The organism is Fusibacter bizertensis (genome assembly GCF_029914245.1).
Taxonomy (GTDB): Bacteria; Bacillota; Clostridia; order Peptostreptococcales; family Acidaminobacteraceae; genus Fusibacter_C; species Fusibacter_C bizertensis.
The window spans coordinates 154,532-172,919 of record NZ_JARYZI010000005.1; the positions used below are offsets into that span (position 1 = coordinate 154,532).

Here is an 18,388-nt window from a genome sequence, read left to right on the forward strand (position 1 = left end):
GAAAAAAACCAATTTATAAAGGAAGGCAATCGCCTTCCTTTTTCTTTGTCAATTTATGTTATAATAAATAGGATAATTAACACTAAAGATAAAGGAGTACAATATGGAACAAAAAATAGTTATAGTTGACGGAAATAGTTTGATTAATAGAGCATATTTTGCAATGTCTGAACTTAAAAATTCTAACGGCATCTACACTGGTGGCGTATATGGCTTAACCTCAATGGTACTTTCTCTAATAGAAAACTTTAAGCCTACACATTTTTGTGTTGCTTTTGATATGAAAGGTCCTACATTTAGACATCTTTCGTATGATCAATACAAAGGTACTAGAAAAGGAATGCCTGATGAGCTTGCAATGCAAATGCCAATAGTTAAAGAAATTTTAGATGCACTAAATATTAAGCGTATTGAGCTGCAAGGATTTGAAGCCGATGATCTGATCGGAACTTTAGCGAAAGCATGTGTTGAGAATGGCATTGAAGCAAATGTTATTACAGGAGATAAAGATGCTCTACAATTAGTTGCTTTTGGTGCCCATGTCCATATTACAAAGAAAGGGATTACACAACTAAAGTTATATAAAGATGCTGATATTTTTGAAGAATGGGGTGTTCATGCAAACCAAGTAATTGATTTTAAAGGTCTTAGTGGTGATAGTTCAGATAATATACCTGGAATTCCTGGTGTGGGTCCAAAAACAGCGGCTAAACTATTAGACGCCTTTACTACTGTCGAAAACTTAATTGAACATTATGAAGAAATTGAAAATAAGCGTATTCGAGGACTTGTAGAGGAACATGCAGCACAAGCACTAATGTCAAAACGTTTAGCAACTATTTTTACAGAAGTTCCTGTTGAACTTGAACTAGATAGTTTTATACTTGGTGAGCCTCAAGTAGATGAGGCAATAAGTTTATTTAAAAAATATGAGTTGACAAATTTGATGTCAAAATTAAAGGTCAAAGTTGAAACACAATCGGTTACTGATCAATCAGAATTACTTTCTATAAATGGTTTGATAGATATGATACTTTCTAAGAAAGAATTTACATTTAGAATCTTTTACGATTGTGAAAATGTTATTGATAGAAATTTTATCATGGCAACATTTAAGGTTGATGATAGTGTATGTGTTCTAACGGATATTGACGATTTGATAGCCCTAAAGCCTATTTTTGAAAATGCATCTATCCATAAGAATGGATTTGATTTAAAGAGAGAGTATCTGTTTTTAATGGATCATGAAATTGACTTACAAGGTGTAACTTTTGATGGATTCATCGCTGCATATCTATTAGATCCTGCAAGAAGAAGTTACGACCTTGCTGAAATCGTGTTTGAAAATGCATCCACTAAAGTCATATCTGACGAAGATTTACTAGGGAAAGGGGCAAAAAAGAAAAAGTATCGAGATATAGCTATTGAAGATGTCCAGCCATATGCGATATCACATCTCAATGGGGTAGATAACTTAAAAAAAGCGTTTGTCCCTAGATTAGAAGAAATGAATTTAACAACTCTTTTTGAAACGGTTGAAGTGCCTTTGGTTAAAATCCTTGCTGATATTGAACATACGGGATTTAAAGTTGATATGAATAAAATCAATGAGTTAGATTTGCAATTAATTGATAAAATATCGGAAATAGAATCTACAATTTTTAGTCTTGCAGGAGAGACTTTTAATATCAACTCACCTAAGCAACTTGGCGTTATATTGTTTGAGAAATTGGAACTGCCAATGGGAAAGAAGACGAAAACAGGATATTCTACAAGTCATGATGTGCTTGAAAAATTGGCCAATCAACATCAAATCATAAACGAAGTTATTGAATATCGTACTTATACTAAATTAAAATCAACTTATATAGATGGTTTAAGACTTGTAATAGATGAGAGAGATCACCGAGTGCATACTTCTTTAAACCAAACAATAGCAGTTACGGGTCGACTTAGTTCTACTGAACCGAATCTTCAAAATATACCAATTAAATTGCCATATGGTAGAAAGATACGACGTTTTTTTATTGCAGATGAAGACAGTACACTACTTGATGCCGATTACTCACAAATTGAGTTAAGGGTCCTTGCACACTTATCAGAAGATCCAAAACTTATCGAAGCTTTTAACACTGATATGGATATCCATACATTAACAGCATCTCAAGTTTTCCATATATCAGAAAATGAAGTGACATCTCTTCAAAGAAGTCGAGCGAAAGAAGTGAATTTTGGCATCGTATATGGTATGGGAGAGTTTGGGCTATCAGAAAGTTTAGGCATCACACGTAAAGATGCTAAAGTTTATATCGACAATTATTTTGTGAGTTACCCGAGGGTTAAGGGGTTTATGGATGAAATAATTGATGAGTGTAAAGAAAAAGGCTATGTTGAAACGATCCTCAATAGAAAAAGGAGTATAGTTGACATCAATAACAGCAATTTTATGTTGAGATCTGCTGCAGAAAGAATTGCTAGAAATACACCGATACAAGGCAGTGCTGCGGATATTATTAAACTTGCTATGATCAAAGTATATGAGGCATTAAAAAAACAAAACCTCAAGTCAAAGCTTATTCTTCAAGTACATGATGAATTGATTTTAAATGTGCCTCATGATGAAATAGAGACAGTGAAGCATTTATTAAAAGACTGTATGGAAGACGCTTATAAATTGATAGTTCCATTAAAAGTGGATATGAATACAGGAGATAGCTGGTATGAGGCACACTAATATCATGAATCAGATAAAAGACACGTATGTTGTCGGCTTAACAGGAGGCATAGGAAGTGGAAAAAGCACTGTGAGTAAGCTACTTATTGCTAAAGGCTATCATGTGATTGATGCAGACCAAGTTTCCAGAGAAGTCGTTATGCCTGAGACTGAGGGTCTAAAGAAAATAGTAGCAACTTTTGGTTCTGATATGCTTGATTTAGACGGAAATCTAGATAGAAGAAAGCTAGGTGATCTTGTATTTAATAACCCAGAGGCGCTGAAAAAACTCAATCAGATTTTACACCCACTTATTCACTTAAGAATTACTCAAAAGGTAGAAGCACTTAGCAATGAACAAATTGTATTTGTTGATGTCCCACTATTATTTGAAACAAATCAAAGTGAAAACTATAATGAAGTATTGTTGATTTATGTTGATGATGAAACTGCACTATCACGTATAGTTACAAGGGACCAAATTGATGCTGATCTGGCTCTAAAAAAGATTAGATCTCAGATTTCAATAAATACAAAAAAAACAATGGCTGATTTTGTCATTGAAAATGATAGTGGTATTGATGCTCTTAATGTTGCTTTAGCTGAATACTTGCAAAATTTAATAATAAGATGTATTAATTGGCAAAAAAATAACGAACGTTGAACATCCTCTACAAATCAACTATAATGTAGAGGACTACTGGTAGGAAGGAAGATCCGTTATGAAACAATTGGAGAGTATTAAAGATCTTAAAGACATTCAAATTTCTAATGAGCGTCTTATGCATAGCGCAACACATGATGAGATATTAAATGGACATACAACTGACGTATATTTTTTAAGAACGCTGGATATACTAGGAGAGTTAGACTTAGCAGAAAGTGAAGTTATAGCTGAGATATTTCCACGTAAACCGGGCATGTTAGCTGGCGTTAATGAAGTTCTAAATTTGTTAAAAGGGCGTAATTTAGAAATATGGGCAGTAGATGAAGGTGAAACTTTTGAACCAAAAGATACTATTATGAGAATTAAAGGCAAATACAAAGACTTTGCAATTTTTGAAACAACGTTACTTGGAATGATGGCTAGTGCTTCGGGATGGGCTACTGCTTCTAGTGTTATAAAAGAAGCATGTGGCGATAAATTTTTCTTGTGTTTTGGAGCTAGACATGTACATCCGGCAGTAGCACCAGTAATGGAGAGAGCTGCTATAATTGGTGGCGCAGGTGGTGTGAGTTGTATCTTAGCAGCTAAGCTCGGTGGTATTCAGCCATCTGGTACTGTGCCACATAGCGCAATGCTTGTTGCAGGTGATACAGTAAAAGTGGCTCAAACATATGATAAACTATCAGATCCAAGTCATAATCGTATTGTTTTAGTAGATACTTTTAAGGATGAAGTAGAAGAAGCAATTAGAGTTGCAAAAGCACTTAATGGCAATTTATATGGTGTAAGACTTGATACGCCTAGTGAAAGAGGTGGTGTTACACCAGGATTAGTGAAGGAATTAAGAGCAAAACTCGATTTGGAAGGCTTTAACGAAGTTAAGATTTTTGTTTCAGGAGGACTTACACCAGACAAGATTAAAACTTTAATTGAAGCTGGAGCCGACTCTTTTGGAGTGGGAAGCTTTATTTCAGCAGCATCTCCAATAGATATGACTATGGATTTAAAAGTGGTTGCTGGTAAATCAGTAGCCAAACGCGGAAGAATTCCTGGATTAGTTGATAATCCTAAATTGAAGAAAATTGTTGAATAAGTAAAAACGGCTTAATCTCTATACGGAAACCCCAAACAAATTTTCAAAATTTGTTTGGGGTTTTATTTGTAGTGATATAAATAAAAAAGACTTCTAAAAAAGAAGTCTTTTAAATGGTGCGGATGATGGGATTTGAACCCATACGAGTATTACTCACACGCCCCTCAAGCGTGCGTGTCTGCCGTTCCACCACATCCGCGTGTTGTTGCGACTTTTTTATTATAGTTATTGTAGCCATAAAAGTCAAGCGTTATTTCGCAATATTTTTTCATAATCCTAGTACACTAGCATTTAATTAATGCTATAATATAAAAGATTGTAAAAGTCGGGGGAGGCAACATGTCGTTTGTGATTGTATCATTGATAATCTTAGTTTCTGCTATAGTACAAGGTGCCACAAGTTTTGGCTTTTCTTTACTTGCTTTACCCTTGCTTGGTTATTTTTATAATTTGAAGATTATTGTACCAACATTAGTGATCTTTAGTATTGTTTTAAATCTAATTATATTATTAAGACTTAGGTTAGTTCCAAAATTTAAAGAGCTAGCAATTCTTGCTTTTTTTGCAATATGTTTTATACCGGTAGGTGTTAATGTCTTAATATTTGTTGATGAAATACTCTTGAAGAGAATAGTTGGGCTTTTGCTCATCATTATATCTGTAATCATGTTCAAAGGCATTACAATTAAACTTAAACATAAAACGTTTTCCTATATGATAGCTGGAATTCTAAGTGGCATATTAAATGGTGCCGTATCGCTTAGTGGCCCACCGATTGTAGTTCTGCTTGCTAGTGACCAAAAAAATAAAAATGAGTTCAGAGCTTCATTAACTTTTTTATTTCTCTTGTTAAATGTTGTCACGATATTTTTATTTGCAAACAAGGGTCTATTTGAAAATAAAGAAATAATTAATATGCTATTTTTATTACCAGTGATGATTATGGGGACATTCGTGGGTATATACTTAGGAAATAAGATTGATGAACAGAAATTTAAAAAAATTGTGTTGATCCTGTTGATGATAATGGGCATACTCAATTTGTTCTAGTAAATGGAGGGTAATATGGCGAAGAAGATTTTAGTAGTCGATGATGCAATGTTTATGCGTAAACTTTTAAGTGATATCTTAACAAAAGCTGGATTTGAAGTCGTTGCAGAAGCAGGTAATGGTCAAGAGGCGTATCAAAAATATAAGGAGTTTTTACCTGATGTTGTTACAATGGATATCACAATGCCTGAAGTAACCGGACTTGAGGGTGTTAAGATGATTACAGCTGAGTTTCCAGATGCAAAGATCTTGATGTGTAGTGCAATGGGGCAAGAGAGTATGGTTATTGACTCTGTTAAATCTGGTGCGAAAGGTTTTATTGTCAAACCATTTGTTGCTGAAAAAGTTATCGCTGAAATCCAAAAGTTGATTGGTTAATTGATACTGGACTGTAGTAACAATTAAGTTTAATAATCAATTAGAAATTACAAGTAATACATTTAAACTGTCCAATTATGGACAGTTTTTTTATCGTTGAATTTTTAAAAAAACAACAAGAAGTAAAAAAAAATGATAAAAAAATGATTTAAAGTGATATTTGGTTAACAATAATCTGCAATTATGGTAGACTAAAATTGTATTATTTATCACTCATATAGCTCTTTTCAAGTGCTGGGACATTTTTTGACTTTGATAACTATTTAACTTACAAATGCATAGGATGATTGAAATTTCAATGGGTCTTGCATTGACCTATAATGTGATTTATAGTAGAATTGTTAGTGGTGAGGATAGAAATTGTATACAGTATAATTTCTTGATCAATAGAGGTATTATAAAATTTCTAAAGGGGTGAGTATATATGGGGCTTTTATCTTTTAAAGGAGGAATCCATCCTCCACATTCTAAAAAGTCTACTGAAAATTTGGCCATCGTTGACTTTTTAGGCCCTAAGGTAGTTGAAATTCCCTTAAGGCAGCATATCGGTGCACCTTGTGAAGCAACTGTAAAAAAAGGTGACGAAGTCAAAGTCGGTCAATTGATCGGTGCTGCTGGAGGGTTTGTTTCGGCAAATGTTCACAGTTCAGTTTCGGGAACAGTACTTGATGTAAGAAAACAAAATACTGCTTATGGTTTTGACACATGCGTTGTCATTGAAAATGATGAGCAATATACAAAACACGAGTCTGTTACGCCAAAACCTGATTTTAAATCACTTTCAGGTAAAGAAATAATCAATATTATTAAGGAAGCTGGTATAGTTGGTATGGGCGGTGCGGGATTTCCAACACATGTCAAACTATCGCCTCCACCTGAAAAACCCATTGATACAATTGTACTCAATGGCGCTGAATGTGAACCATATTTAACTTGTGATCATCGCTTAATGCTCGAAGAGTCGGCAATGATTATCAAAGGGTTACAAATTTTAATGCAAGCACTTGGTGTCAAAAATGGTGTCATTGGTATTGAAAGCAACAAGCCTGATGCTATTTCAGTGATGACTGAAGCAGCAAAAAATACGGATATTAAAGTGGTAGGACTAAAAACTAAATATCCTCAAGGTGCTGAGAAACAACTTATTTTTGCTTGTACGAATAGAGCGATACCATCTGGTGGCTTACCTATGGATATTGGCGTAGTTGTAAACAATGTTGCAACTGCAGCAACAATAGGTAATCTATTTGAAACTGGTATGCCTCTTATTCAGAGAGTATGTACAGTAACAGGTAAGGGGATTAAGTCGCCCAAAAATATTCGTTTTAGAGTGGGTACACCACTTAAAAGCTTAATAGAATTCTGTGATGGCTATAATGGTACTCCAGGTAAAATCTTACTCGGTGGACCTATGATGGGTGTTGCTCAATTTTCAGATGAACTACCTGCTATGAAAAACACTTCCGGTATATTGGTCTTTTCTCAAGAACAAGCAAAATTACCAGAAGCATCTGCATGTATCAAATGTGGAAAATGTGTAACTGTTTGTCCTATAAATTTAGAGCCAATACAAATTAGTGCATATTCAATGTTACACGATTATGATAAAGCTGCTAAATTCAATGCCTTAGATTGTATCGAATGTGGCTCTTGTTCATTTATTTGTCCTGCTAAGAGACCTTTACTACAAACAATAAGAGTAGCTAAACGTGAAATTTTAGCAAGAAGAAAGAAATAGGGGGAGGATGACTATGGAAAATAGATTAACGGTATCTTCATCTCCTCATATACGTTCTAATGAAACAACTAAGAGTATAATGAGAGATGTCACAATCGCACTTGCACCTGCGGCAGCTTTTGGTGTATATAATTTTGGTCTACGCGCTTTAACCATTTTAGTACTATCTATATTAACAGCAATTGGTACCGAAGCACTTTGTCAGATGATTAGAAAGCAACCTATTACAATATACGATTTTAGTGCTGTAGTTACAGGTTTATTATTAGGTATGAATTTACCATCTACAGTACCGTACTGGATTCCTGTAGTGGGTAGTTTTTTCGCTATAGCTGTAGTTAAACAAGCATTTGGTGGTTTAGGTCATAACTTTATCAACCCAGCTCTTGCTGCGAGAGCACTACTAGTTGCTTCGTGGCCGGTTCAAATGACAACTTGGGTTGCTGTTAAACCTGACACGCAAACTAGTGCTACCGTACTTGGAATCTTAAAAGAAGGTTTAGATGTACCACTTCCAAAAATAACGGATATGCTCATGGGAACAATAGGCGGATGTATTGGGGAAACATCAGCATTATTATTGTTACTTGGTGGTTTATACCTAATTTATAGAGGTGTGATCAGTATTAAAATACCTGGAATTTATATTGGGACTGTTGCAGTTTTAACTTTAATTATAACTGGATTTGATGTTAATTTAACGATGATTCATATTCTTTCAGGCGGTTTAATTCTTGGAGCTTTCTTTATGGCAACAGATTATGCATCATCGCCAATTACGCCAAAAGGTCAAATTATCTATGCAGTTGGTATGGGTTTGCTTACGACAATCATCCGTTTCTATGGTGGTTATCCTGAAGGCGTTTCGTACTCAATTCTATTAATGAACGTTGCGGCACCTTTAATTGACAAATATTCTAAACCACGTGTATTTGGAGGTGCTAAATAATGAAAGATATATTAAAAACGGGTCTTATATTATTGGTTATTTGTGTTATTGCAGCTCTTGGACTTGGTCTTACCAACGAAGTGACTAAAGGACCAATTGCTGAACAAAGATTTTTAGCAAATGAACAAGCAAAAAAGGAAGTGTTACCAGATGCAGCTTCTTATGCTGATATAACGGGTGAAGATTTAGAATCTATAGTAAGTCAGTTTAATCCAGTGACAGAAGCTTATATGGGACTAGATGCATCAGGCAATACGATAGGATATGTATTTAAGTCTACACCAACTGGTTTTGGTGGAAATGTTGAAGTTGTAACAGGTATATCTAATGATGGTACTGTAACTGGTCTTCGTGTAGGTAGTCATAATGAAACACCAGGTCTTGGGGCAAAAGCTAAAGATGCTGATTTTTATGAGCAATATGCTGGTAAGAGTGCTTTAGATCAAATCGGTGTTTCAAAGACGTCTTCAGATGGAAACGACATTCAAGCCATCACAGGCGCTACTATCTCTAGTGCTGCAATTACAAATGGTGCCAATGCTTCGATAGACGCTTTTAACTGGATTATTGAGAATGGAGGGCTTGAAAATTGAAAATAAGCAATTTAACTAAAGGCATTATCAAAGAAAATCCAATTTTCGTCCAATTACTCGGTATGTGTCCAACGTTAGCTGTAACAACATCTGCTGTAAATGGTATTGGTATGGGACTTGCAACTACTGCTGTTTTGATCAGCTCCAATATTGCAATCTCACTTATAAGAAAAGTGATTCCAGCACAAGTAAGAATTCCTGCTTTTGTAGTTGTTATATCAACTTTTGTAACAATTGTAGGTATGCTTATGGAAGCATTTGTACCTGAATTGTTTAAATCACTTGGGTTATTTATTCCTTTGATCGTAGTAAACTGTATCATATTAGCACGTGCAGAAGCATTTGCTTCTAAAAACGGTGTTGTTGACTCAGCTTTTGACGGCATAGGTATGGGCTTAGGATTTACGCTAGCACTTACAATTCTAGGCAGTGTACGTGAGCTGTTTGGAAATGGTAGTTTATTTGGTGCAGCAATTTTTGGTGCAAGTTACAAACCTGCACTCATCATGATTTTACCTCCAGGCGGTTTCTTAGCACTTGGTTTATTGTTGGCGTTATATAATAGTTACCAATTTAAGAGAGCGAAGTAGGGGGGGTTGAATATGGAAAATGCAAGTATTTTCACCATAATGGTCAGTGCAATACTCGTAAACAACTTTGTTCTTTCAAGGTTTTTAGGAATCTGTCCGTTTCTCGGTGTATCAAAGCAAGTTGAAACAGCATTTGGTATGGGGATGGCTGTTACCTTTGTAATGACGTTATCAGGTATTCTAACTTACTTGGTAAATAATTATATATTAGTTTATTTTCACTTGGAATTCCTACAAACAGCAGCGTTTATCTTGGTAATTGCATCGCTTGTTCAATTTGTTGAGATTGTTTTACAAAAAATGAGTCCAACTTTGTATCAAGCATTAGGTGTGTTTTTGCCACTAATTACTACAAACTGTGCTGTTTTAGGTTTGGCACTACTTAATATCCAATATAAATTTGGAATGGTTCAAACAATTTTTCATTCATTCTTTGCAGCAATTGGTTTTTCACTAGCAATCGTTCTTTTTGCTGGTATTCGTGAGAAACTTGAAACTTCAGACGTTCCATTACCTTTTAAGGGTTTTCCAATTGCTTTAATTACAGCGAGTCTTATGTCTATAGCCTTTCTAGGCTTTACTGGCTTAGTATAAGGGGGTCAATATGGATACGAATTCATTAATTTTAGCAGGAACGAGTTTAGGTGTTATGGGATTAGTTTTTGGTGCTGCGCTAGCTTTTGCATCTAAAAAGTTTGCAGTTGAAGTTGATCCTAGAGTGATAGCAGTCAGAGATGCTGTTCCTGGTGCCAATTGTGGTGCATGCGGATATCCGGGTTGTGATGGCTTTGCAAGTGCAGTAGTAAGAGGTGTTGCGCCTGTTAATGGTTGTCCAGTTGGTGGTGCACCAGTGGCAACTATGGTTGCTCAAATCATGGGGCTTGAAGCAGGCACAACAGTAAAAAAAGTAGCAAAGGTAAAATGTGAAGGTCATGATGAAAATTGTGGAAATCGTTTTGATTATGATGGCTTTGATAGCTGTGTAGCTGCAAATATGTTAAATGGCGGTCCTAAGAAATGTTTGTATGGTTGTATGGGTTTAGGTTCATGCGTACAAATTTGTCCTTTTGATGCCTTGATTATCAACGACAAAGGACTTGCTGAAGTTGATCCTGAAAAATGTACGGCATGTAACAAATGTGTTGAAATATGTCCAAAAGCAGTGATCAGTTTAGTGCCATATGAGCAGTTGACAATCGTAGCATGTAACAATAAAGACAAAGGACCTCAAGTTAAAAAGAATTGTAGCGTTGCTTGTATTGCATGCGGTATATGTGAGCGAAACTGTCCGCATGATGCAATCCATGTTGTAAATAACTTAGCAGAAATTGACTATGATAAATGTACAAATTGTATGATTTGTGTAGAAAAATGTCCTACAAAAGCGATTCAAGGAAATCTTGAACTTAGAACTGTTGAAGTGACTGTTTAATGATTCGTTTTCTGTAGTTAAACTTTTTTATAATTCTAAAACTTAAAAACCAATTGATGATTTGTCTCGAAAATTGACAAATCAACAATTGGTTTTTTTTATGGATCAAATAAAGCGAATTTATTATTGATTTTAACGGTTAACAGTTATGACGTTCTACGTTGAATATGTAATAAAATTCATGTTTTAAAAATTGTCTTTTCCTTGTAATTAATTACAAGCAATGTTAAACTAGAATTTAGATTGGGATACATCTAGGATGTGTCTTTTAATGGTAAAATATGTAAAATTATGGTATGATGTAGAGGTCAAAATGAGAGTAAAGAGCAACGATAGTATTGTTTTATTAGTTTTAATTCTTGTTGGTGCTATTTTTGGTAGCTTAATTGGTGCAGCCCTTGGCGATGTTTTACCTATTTTAAATTTTGGTAAAAGTATTGGTGTTGATCCATTTGTAGTTGATCTAAATGTAGTCATTATTACTTTTGGATTTAAGTTGAGCTTAAACCTTGCTGGTATTATCGGCATTGTTACAGCCTTCATTATCTATAAAAAGCTATGAGGATTGTTTTAGCATCGGCTTCGCCGAGAAGGGTTGAACTTTTAAAACAATTTAATATTGAATTTGATATTATTCCTAGTGATATTGATGAAATTGTACGTAACCACGAATTGCCAGAACAGGCAGTTATGAGCTTAGCATTTGAAAAGGCTTACCAAATATCAAAAGCAAATACTGATGCAATTGTAATTGCCAGTGATACTGTTGTATTTTTTGGAGATATTTTGGGAAAACCAAAGGATTATGAAGATGCATTTAACATGCTTAAAAAACTAAGTGGTAAAACGCATGAAGTATACACTGGAATTGCTTTGTTATGTGATGAAACCAAGTTAAAGGTTGTTGATTATGAAGTCACAAAGGTTCAGTTTAATGTCCTTAGTGATACTGATATTAAGGATTACCTTGAAACTGGCGAAGCCTATGATAAAGCAGGTGCATATGGAATTCAAGGATTTGGTGCTCTTTTGGTAAACAAAATTGATGGAGATTATTTTAACGTCATGGGCTTGCCACTCTCTAAACTTAATGTTCTATTGAAAAAACATGTTCAATTAGATCTCATGAAGTAAAGGAGTCCTTCCATGATTAAGAATTTACCATATGAAGAGCAGCCAAGAGAAAAGTTAGTAGCTCATGGTGTAAGTTTTCTTAGTAATTCGGAATTGCTAGCAATTTTATTAAGAACTGGAACAAGAAATAAAAGTGCAGTTGACTTAGGTAGAACAATTGTCAATACATTTGGAAATAATATAAACGAATTAGCACAAGTTACCATAGAAGAACTTTGTACAATTGATGGTATTGGCGAATCTAAAGCAACTCAAATACTCTCTGCCATAGAACTTGGAAAGAGAATAAAGCAAACTTCGTCTATAAGAGGTCTTAAGATTTCTTCACCTACGGATGTTGTTAAATTTTTCAATATGGAATTATCAGATTCAAAAGTTGAAAAATTTGTAATTGTACTATTAAACACTAAGAATGAAGTTATTAATTGGGAAATCATATCAATCGGAAGTCTAAATGCTTCTATAGTTCATCCTAGAGAGGTATTCAATAGAGCGATCAAACGAAGTGCAGCTTCAATAATTGCTATTCACAACCATCCTTCAGGTGCGATTGAACCTAGTAAGGAAGATAATGCGATTACAAAAAGACTGTTTGAAAGTGGTCAACTAGTTGGCATCCCATTGATTGATCATATTATTATTGGAAAAGAAAGCTACTATAGCTTTAAAGAGCAGAATCAACTTTAAAATTGAAAGGAATACGAAGATGAGATTTGGACTATTTTATAAACAGCTAGGAATCGATTTAGGCACGTCAAACACTCTAGTATGTGTTAAAGGAAAAGGAATCGTAGTTAGAGAATCCTCAGTTGTTGCCATCAACGATAAGGGGCAAGTACTTGCAGTTGGTAGAGAAGCAAAAGAAATGATTGGTAAAACCCCAGGTCAAATTCGCGCAATTAGACCACTAAAAGATGGCGTAATAGCAGACTTTGATATTACACAAAAAATGATCAAATATTTTATTCACAAAGCGGTTCCAAACATTAATATGTTCACTGGAGCAAAAGTTGTTGTGGGTATTCCATCGCAGATTACTGAAGTTGAGAAACGTGCAGTATACGAAGCATCTTTATCAGCAGGTGCCAAAGATGCATTTTTAATTGAAGAGCCAATGGCTGCAGCTATTGGTGCTGATTTACCAATTACTGAACCATTAGGTAGTATGATCGTAGATATCGGTGGAGGTACAACTGAAATTGCTGTTATTTCACTGGGTGGAATTGTTACAAGTCGGTCAATACGTATTGCAGGAGATGAATTAGATGACTCGATTATTAACTATGTCCGTAAGAAATATAGTTTGATGATAGGTGAGAGAACTGCAGAAAATATCAAAATGAGTATTGCTTGTGCGATGATTCCATCACAAGATAGACATATTGAAGTGACTGGCCGTAATTTAGTAACTGGTTTACCCAATACACTTTTATTGCATTCAAGTGAGATTTTTGAAGCGATTAGAGAGCCAATACAGTCAATCGTTGAAGGCATCAAATCAACACTTGAAAAAACACCACCTGAATTAGCTTCAGATATATATCAATCGGGTATTGTTTTAGCTGGTGGAGGTGCACTATTAACGGATTTAGATAAATTAATCAAGAAAGAAACAGGTATGCCAGTTAGAATCGCTGACAATCCACTTGATTGTGTTGCGATTGGTACAAGTAAAGCTGTTGAAAGTTTTAATGAGCTTAGAGAAGTGTTTATTAGTTCAAGAAATTTATAGTCAAAATGATGGTGGATAATGAACAGTCGCTATAGAAAATATATATTAATTTTTGTTGGAACATTGTTGTTGATCCTTATGGTGCTCTCGTTTGGTGGTCGTGATCGTATCACCTTCATCGAGAGCAAATTAGGTTCTTTTATTATGCCTGTACAAAGGTTCTTCACATCAATTGGAAACTTTGTAGATGAGAAAACTGAACCGATCATAAATGTCTTAAATTACAAAGATTTAAATGATAACCTATCAAAAGAAAACGAAGCACTAAAAGAGCAGATTGTATCTTTGACAATGTCCCAAAAGGAATTAACAGAACTCAAAGAGCTTAAACGCGCATTAAAATATGTCGACTCTGATCTAAACACAAACTATGTTTCTTGTAATGTTGTTTCAAAGGATATTGGCAATTGGTTCAACATGTTTACAATCGATGCGGGAAGTAATCAAGGTATTACAAAAAACAGTACTGTTATCAATGGGAACGGTTTAGTTGGTTTGGTATATGAGGTTGGAGATAACTGGAGCAAAGTAATCTCAATTATCGATCAAAAATCTTCTGTAGGTTTTGAAATGCTTCGTGTAACTGACGATTATGATGGGATCTTAAGTGGAACTACAAATTATGAGCTGATTGGTGATTTATTTGATCCTAAAGCGAGTGTCAAAGTTGGCGACTATATTGTGACTTCTGGTCTTGGAATGTATCCAAAGGGAATATTGATAGGTAAAATTTATGAAGTTATTGTAGATAAAGATTTAATTTTAAATAGGATCAAAGTAACACCAGTTGTAGATTTTAGAAAAATCGATAAAGTAATGGTTATTCCTTATTCTGAACAAAAGGAAAATGACGAAGCTATAATTGAAACTGAGGGTGGTGAGTGATATGAAATATCGTTACATCATCCTTCTTGCAATTGCAAACTATATTTTAGCAAGTACAATTATGCAATTGTTTAGAATTAATGGCGCATTACCCAATTTTGTTATTATTTTTTCAGTTGTATTAGCATCACTTTCTTCAAGTAGATCTGCATATATATTTGCTTTTACATCAGGAGCGATGCAAGATATTTTTCTCGGGCGGATGTTAGGGGTTAATTTTTTAATATATGGGATCATTGTATATTTAGTTTTATACTTAATTGAAATCATGTTTAAAGGCAATTTTATAACGCCTATATTTTTAATGGCAATGGGAACTTTAATTTATCATTTTGTATTTTATTTAATTATGTTTTTTGTTCAGTCAACGATACCATTCAGTTTAATGCTCACAAAGATAATGACTGAAGTGTTATTAAATGCTATTATTGGTTATTTTCTTTATGCTGCGGTTTTCAAGCGTGTTCATGGATATAAATTAGGAGACTTTAATGCTTAATTTACTTAAAAATAGAAAAAGTCATATTTTTATTGGTTTTATTTTGATTTTCATTTTTCTTGCCTATAGTTTATATGATGTGACTATAACGCATGGGGACGAATATTATCAAAAATCCATAAGTAATCGTATCAAGAAAATTGAGACGCTAGCCAATCGTGGTGATATTTATGATCGTAATGGTAAGTTACTCGCTACTAGTGACATAGGTTTTTCGATTGAACTCAATAGCAGTATAGTACCAGCAGATAATTTTGCGGAAATCATGATTCAAGTTTATGATTTTTTAGAAGCTCAAGGAGAATCCCATCTTGAGTTTCCAATCTATATTGAAAATGGTGTATATAAATACAGATATGATGAGAGTATAAAAAAATGGTTAGAAAGTAATGGATATGATGAATCGTGGACTGCTAAGGCAGTTTTTGATGATATCAGAGCGGTAAACTATATTGATCCTGAATTGAGCGCTTATGAGGCTTACCGTATTTTATACAATCAAGGTAAGTACTTACCAATATCAACTTCTAAAATGTTGTTCTTAGAGAAAATATATAAAACAACATTTTTGAAAATGTATGGTCTTGATGCGGACATTTCAGCAGAAGAAGCTTTTCATAAAATTAGAAGTCGTTCAGAATTTAAAATTTCAAGTAATTATTCCGATGAAGATGCATATAAAATTTTGATCTTTAAACATACGATTAAAGAACAAGGTTATCTTAAATATGAACCAATTACAGTTGCGTCATCAGTTTCTAAAGAAACTGCTGTTCTTGTGCAAGAAAAAGGATATGAGTTTCCAGGTTTTACCGTTAATTATACAACTATTCGTACTTATCCAAACAAATCTACAGCAGCACATATTCTAGGTTACATGGGAAAAATTGCTACTGAAACTGAGATAGAGACATATGTCAATCAACAAAAATACAATCCTAATCAAATTATTGGTAAAACTGGGATTGAAGGCGTATATGAACAAGACTTGCACGGTGAAAATGGCTATAAGTATATAGAAGTAGATGTTTATGGCAAGTATGTTGCGGATGTGGATGAAGCGGCATATGGGTTAGATAGCAAAAATGCTTCATCTGGAGACGACCTTTATTTAACATTGGACTTAGATTTACAAGTCGTTCTTGAAAAGGGGCTCGAAAAAGCATTGCATGCGCTGCAAACAGGTGGAATATATGATAGCCCTTGGGGTGATTATCAATATAGTCAATATGACAAAGCTGAAACCGCTGCAGGTGTTGTTGTCGATGTGAAAACTGGCGAAGTGTTAGCTTCAGCTAGCTATCCTTCATACGACGTCAATTTGTTCTCAACTGGCATTAGTCAAGATGATTGGAATGCACTGAATCCAGTAAATAAGAGAAATCCATTAGCTGCGCGTCCTTTATATAATTCAGCAACGATGATGGCTGTACAACCTGGGTCGATCTATAAAATGATGACAGGCTTCGCAGCACTTCAGCAAGGACTTGATCCTTATCAAAAACTTTACTCTGATGGGTTTGTGGAAATTGGAAACCAGAGATTCGGTTGTTGGTACTGGAATGATTATGGTGGTAAGCATGGTCCTACGGACTTCTTTAAAGCGATAGAAGTCTCTTGTAACTATTATTTTTTTAATATTGCAAATGGAAAGGATTACTATAGAGGAATACCACTTAACTTTGAGATGAATCCCACAGTAATGACGGAATACTCAAAGCTTTTTGGACTTGATTCAAAAACAGGTGTTGAAATTAATGAAGTTTCAATGGGATTACCAGACCCTGAAAAAAAGAAAAAAACCATTATGGCGTTATTATCGAATCAACTTCATTTAATTGCAAAGAATTATTTTCCAGAAGAGTTGATTGATGATGAAGATAAATTAAATGCATTAGTAAGCACAATTGTGAGCTGGTCTAACGATAACCCTGGAAGGGGAGAATTAATCAATAGGCTTTTAGATTTGGGCAGTAATCCTGATTACTATGTGACAGAAGCACTTGCTGACATAATTAAATACGATTATTTTAACTTAATGAAATGGTATGAAAGTGATACACTTAACTTATCAATCGGTCAAGGGGATCATACGTATACACCTATGCAAATAGCAAGATATATTGCTACTATTGCAAATGGCGGGTACTTAAATGAGTTTACTTTAATCAAAAAAATTGGAGATGTCAATATTGACAAAAATCAAGATGTTATCGAAAGTTTTGATACTAAGGGTAATCTTGATTATGTTAAAAAGGCAATGTTACAAGTGACAAAAGGAACCTCTTCTTCAGTAAACAAAATTTTCAGAACCATGCCAGTTGATATAGCTGCTAAAACAGGCACCGCTCAAAAAGAGGGGCTTATCCCACCTTTAGATGAAGTTGCTTACTTGACGGAATACCTTAACGAGATTGCACCTTCTTTAAATATTGAAGATGTTGAAGCGAAAACGATAGAGATCATAAAATTACGAAGTGAAGAGATGGCAACACTTGAAAAACAGAAAGATGAAGCTGAATCTGAAGAAGATAAGCAAATCAAATCTGACAAGTTAGATGCTTTGATTCAAAAGGATTATCTCAATAAAGGAACTGCAATGAGAGATGCAATTAAGGAAATGTCAGATTTCACTATAACTGATGAAGATTTAAATCAGTTTAGATTACCTTATGATAACTATTCTTGGTTTGTTTCTTTTGCACCTTATGACGATCCGGAAATTGCCGTAGTAATCTTTATTCCTCAGGGTGGTCAAGGATATTATTCTGCACCAGTTGCAAGAGATGTATATGCACAGTATTTTAATTTGACTCCACCACAAGAAACAACAGAAGTAATTGAAATACCTACAGTTGAAGAATAATGAGTTGTTGTGAATTATGTGAAAATAAGTTAAAATATAAATAATGCAAAGTTTAAATGTGTATTACTT

At 34.4% G+C, this 18,388-nt stretch carries 18 protein-coding genes and 1 tRNA gene; 18 read left to right on the top strand and 1 reads right to left on the bottom strand.

Annotated elements, in window-relative coordinates; genetic code table 11:
- Positions 1 to 103 precede the first annotated feature (103 nt).
- The 3 genes from polA to QE109_RS09305 are packed head-to-tail and all read left to right on the top strand — an operon-like array spanning position 104 to position 4,473.
- The gene (gene polA / locus QE109_RS09295) at positions 104 to 2,734 is read left to right on the top strand and encodes a DNA polymerase I (protein ID WP_281094184.1); all 2,631 of its coding nucleotides are present in this window, start codon (positions 104 to 106) and stop codon (positions 2,732 to 2,734) included.
- On the top strand, positions 2,721 to 3,377 hold the full coding sequence (gene coaE / locus QE109_RS09300; protein WP_281094185.1) for a dephospho-CoA kinase: 657 nt from the start codon (positions 2,721 to 2,723) through the stop codon (positions 3,375 to 3,377). The genes polA and coaE overlap by 14 nt, the downstream gene beginning before the upstream one ends.
- Before the next feature lie 58 nt (positions 3,378 to 3,435).
- Positions 3,436 to 4,473 carry a nicotinate phosphoribosyltransferase gene (locus tag QE109_RS09305; protein WP_281094186.1) on the top strand — a complete coding sequence of 346 codons (1,038 nt, stop codon included), beginning with the start codon at positions 3,436 to 3,438 and terminating at the stop codon, positions 4,471 to 4,473.
- Positions 4,474 to 4,587: 114 nt separating this feature from the next.
- Here QE109_RS09305 and QE109_RS09310 read toward each other — a convergent pair.
- Positions 4,588 to 4,672 (bottom strand) — tRNA-Leu (locus QE109_RS09310).
- 140 nt (positions 4,673 to 4,812) lie between these two features.
- Between QE109_RS09310 and QE109_RS09315 the strand changes: the two genes are divergently transcribed.
- From QE109_RS09315 to QE109_RS09385, 15 genes are all read left to right on the top strand, one after another.
- On the top strand, positions 4,813 to 5,523 hold the full coding sequence (locus tag QE109_RS09315; RefSeq protein WP_281094187.1) for a sulfite exporter TauE/SafE family protein: 711 nt from the start codon (positions 4,813 to 4,815) through the stop codon (positions 5,521 to 5,523).
- 15 nt (positions 5,524 to 5,538) lie between these two features.
- Positions 5,539 to 5,901: a response regulator gene (locus QE109_RS09320; protein WP_281094188.1), complete on the top strand. Its 363-nt coding sequence runs from the start codon at positions 5,539 to 5,541 to the stop codon at positions 5,899 to 5,901.
- A gap of 424 nt (positions 5,902 to 6,325) precedes the next feature.
- Positions 6,326 to 7,639, top strand: coding sequence for an electron transport complex subunit RsxC (gene rsxC / locus QE109_RS09325; RefSeq protein WP_281094189.1), 1,314 nt, complete (start codon positions 6,326 to 6,328; stop codon positions 7,637 to 7,639).
- 13 nt (positions 7,640 to 7,652) lie between these two features.
- Positions 7,653 to 8,588: an RnfABCDGE type electron transport complex subunit D gene (locus QE109_RS09330; RefSeq protein ID WP_281094190.1), complete on the top strand. Its 936-nt coding sequence runs from the start codon at positions 7,653 to 7,655 to the stop codon at positions 8,586 to 8,588.
- On the top strand, positions 8,588 to 9,181 hold the full coding sequence (locus tag QE109_RS09335) for an RnfABCDGE type electron transport complex subunit G (protein WP_281094191.1): 594 nt from the start codon (positions 8,588 to 8,590) through the stop codon (positions 9,179 to 9,181). Before QE109_RS09330 ends, QE109_RS09335 begins: the two co-directional genes overlap by 1 nt.
- Positions 9,178 to 9,771, top strand: coding sequence for an electron transport complex subunit RsxE (rsxE, locus tag QE109_RS09340; RefSeq protein ID WP_281094192.1), 594 nt, complete (start codon positions 9,178 to 9,180; stop codon positions 9,769 to 9,771). Before QE109_RS09335 ends, rsxE begins: the two co-directional genes overlap by 4 nt.
- A 12-nt stretch (positions 9,772 to 9,783) precedes the next feature.
- Positions 9,784 to 10,365 carry an electron transport complex subunit RsxA gene (gene rsxA / locus QE109_RS09345; RefSeq protein ID WP_281094193.1) on the top strand — a complete coding sequence of 194 codons (582 nt, stop codon included), beginning with the start codon at positions 9,784 to 9,786 and terminating at the stop codon, positions 10,363 to 10,365.
- Positions 10,366 to 10,375: 10 nt separating this feature from the next.
- A complete protein-coding gene (locus QE109_RS09350; protein WP_281094194.1) occupies positions 10,376 to 11,203 on the top strand; it encodes an RnfABCDGE type electron transport complex subunit B in 828 nt (275 codons plus the stop codon).
- Between the two features lie 313 nt (positions 11,204 to 11,516).
- Positions 11,517 to 11,765, top strand: a complete 249-nt coding sequence (locus tag QE109_RS09355) for a DUF4321 domain-containing protein (RefSeq protein WP_281094195.1) — start codon at positions 11,517 to 11,519, stop codon at positions 11,763 to 11,765.
- On the top strand, positions 11,762 to 12,337 hold the full coding sequence (locus QE109_RS09360) for a Maf family protein (RefSeq protein ID WP_281094196.1): 576 nt from the start codon (positions 11,762 to 11,764) through the stop codon (positions 12,335 to 12,337). The genes QE109_RS09355 and QE109_RS09360 overlap by 4 nt, the downstream gene beginning before the upstream one ends.
- A gap of 12 nt (positions 12,338 to 12,349) precedes the next feature.
- Positions 12,350 to 13,024, top strand: coding sequence for a RadC family protein (radC, locus tag QE109_RS09365; RefSeq protein ID WP_281094197.1), 675 nt, complete (start codon positions 12,350 to 12,352; stop codon positions 13,022 to 13,024).
- Positions 13,025 to 13,043: 19 nt separating this feature from the next.
- Positions 13,044 to 14,069 carry a rod shape-determining protein gene (locus QE109_RS09370; protein WP_281094198.1) on the top strand — a complete coding sequence of 342 codons (1,026 nt, stop codon included), beginning with the start codon at positions 13,044 to 13,046 and terminating at the stop codon, positions 14,067 to 14,069.
- A gap of 18 nt (positions 14,070 to 14,087) precedes the next feature.
- On the top strand, positions 14,088 to 14,954 hold the full coding sequence (mreC, locus tag QE109_RS09375; protein ID WP_281094199.1) for a rod shape-determining protein MreC: 867 nt from the start codon (positions 14,088 to 14,090) through the stop codon (positions 14,952 to 14,954).
- 1 nt (position 14,955) lies between these two features.
- Positions 14,956 to 15,453, top strand: a complete 498-nt coding sequence (gene mreD, locus QE109_RS09380) for a rod shape-determining protein MreD (RefSeq protein ID WP_281094200.1) — start codon at positions 14,956 to 14,958, stop codon at positions 15,451 to 15,453.
- Positions 15,446 to 18,319, top strand: coding sequence for a penicillin-binding transpeptidase domain-containing protein (locus QE109_RS09385; RefSeq protein WP_281094201.1), 2,874 nt, complete (start codon positions 15,446 to 15,448; stop codon positions 18,317 to 18,319). The genes mreD and QE109_RS09385 overlap by 8 nt, the downstream gene beginning before the upstream one ends.
- Positions 18,320 to 18,388 lie beyond the last annotated feature (69 nt).

Coding starts and splice junctions, on each gene's coding strand:
- QE109_RS09335 (WP_281094191.1), top strand. CDS start 8,588: ATGAAAGATATATTAAAAACGGGTCTTATATTATTGGTTATTTGTGTT.
- QE109_RS09360 (WP_281094196.1), top strand. CDS start 11,762: ATGAGGATTGTTTTAGCATCGGCTTCGCCGAGAAGGGTTGAACTTTTA.
- mreD (WP_281094200.1), top strand. CDS start 14,956: ATGAAATATCGTTACATCATCCTTCTTGCAATTGCAAACTATATTTTA.
- polA (WP_281094184.1), top strand. CDS start 104: ATGGAACAAAAAATAGTTATAGTTGACGGAAATAGTTTGATTAATAGA.
- QE109_RS09350 (WP_281094194.1), top strand. CDS start 10,376: ATGGATACGAATTCATTAATTTTAGCAGGAACGAGTTTAGGTGTTATG.
- QE109_RS09330 (WP_281094190.1), top strand. CDS start 7,653: ATGGAAAATAGATTAACGGTATCTTCATCTCCTCATATACGTTCTAAT.
- QE109_RS09355 (WP_281094195.1), top strand. CDS start 11,517: ATGAGAGTAAAGAGCAACGATAGTATTGTTTTATTAGTTTTAATTCTT.
- QE109_RS09305 (WP_281094186.1), top strand. CDS start 3,436: ATGAAACAATTGGAGAGTATTAAAGATCTTAAAGACATTCAAATTTCT.
- QE109_RS09385 (WP_281094201.1), top strand. CDS start 15,446: ATGCTTAATTTACTTAAAAATAGAAAAAGTCATATTTTTATTGGTTTT.
- rsxC (WP_281094189.1), top strand. CDS start 6,326: ATGGGGCTTTTATCTTTTAAAGGAGGAATCCATCCTCCACATTCTAAA.
- coaE (WP_281094185.1), top strand. CDS start 2,721: ATGAGGCACACTAATATCATGAATCAGATAAAAGACACGTATGTTGTC.
- rsxA (WP_281094193.1), top strand. CDS start 9,784: ATGGAAAATGCAAGTATTTTCACCATAATGGTCAGTGCAATACTCGTA.
- mreC (WP_281094199.1), top strand. CDS start 14,088: ATGAACAGTCGCTATAGAAAATATATATTAATTTTTGTTGGAACATTG.
- QE109_RS09320 (WP_281094188.1), top strand. CDS start 5,539: ATGGCGAAGAAGATTTTAGTAGTCGATGATGCAATGTTTATGCGTAAA.
- radC (WP_281094197.1), top strand. CDS start 12,350: ATGATTAAGAATTTACCATATGAAGAGCAGCCAAGAGAAAAGTTAGTA.
- QE109_RS09315 (WP_281094187.1), top strand. CDS start 4,813: ATGTCGTTTGTGATTGTATCATTGATAATCTTAGTTTCTGCTATAGTA.
- QE109_RS09370 (WP_281094198.1), top strand. CDS start 13,044: ATGAGATTTGGACTATTTTATAAACAGCTAGGAATCGATTTAGGCACG.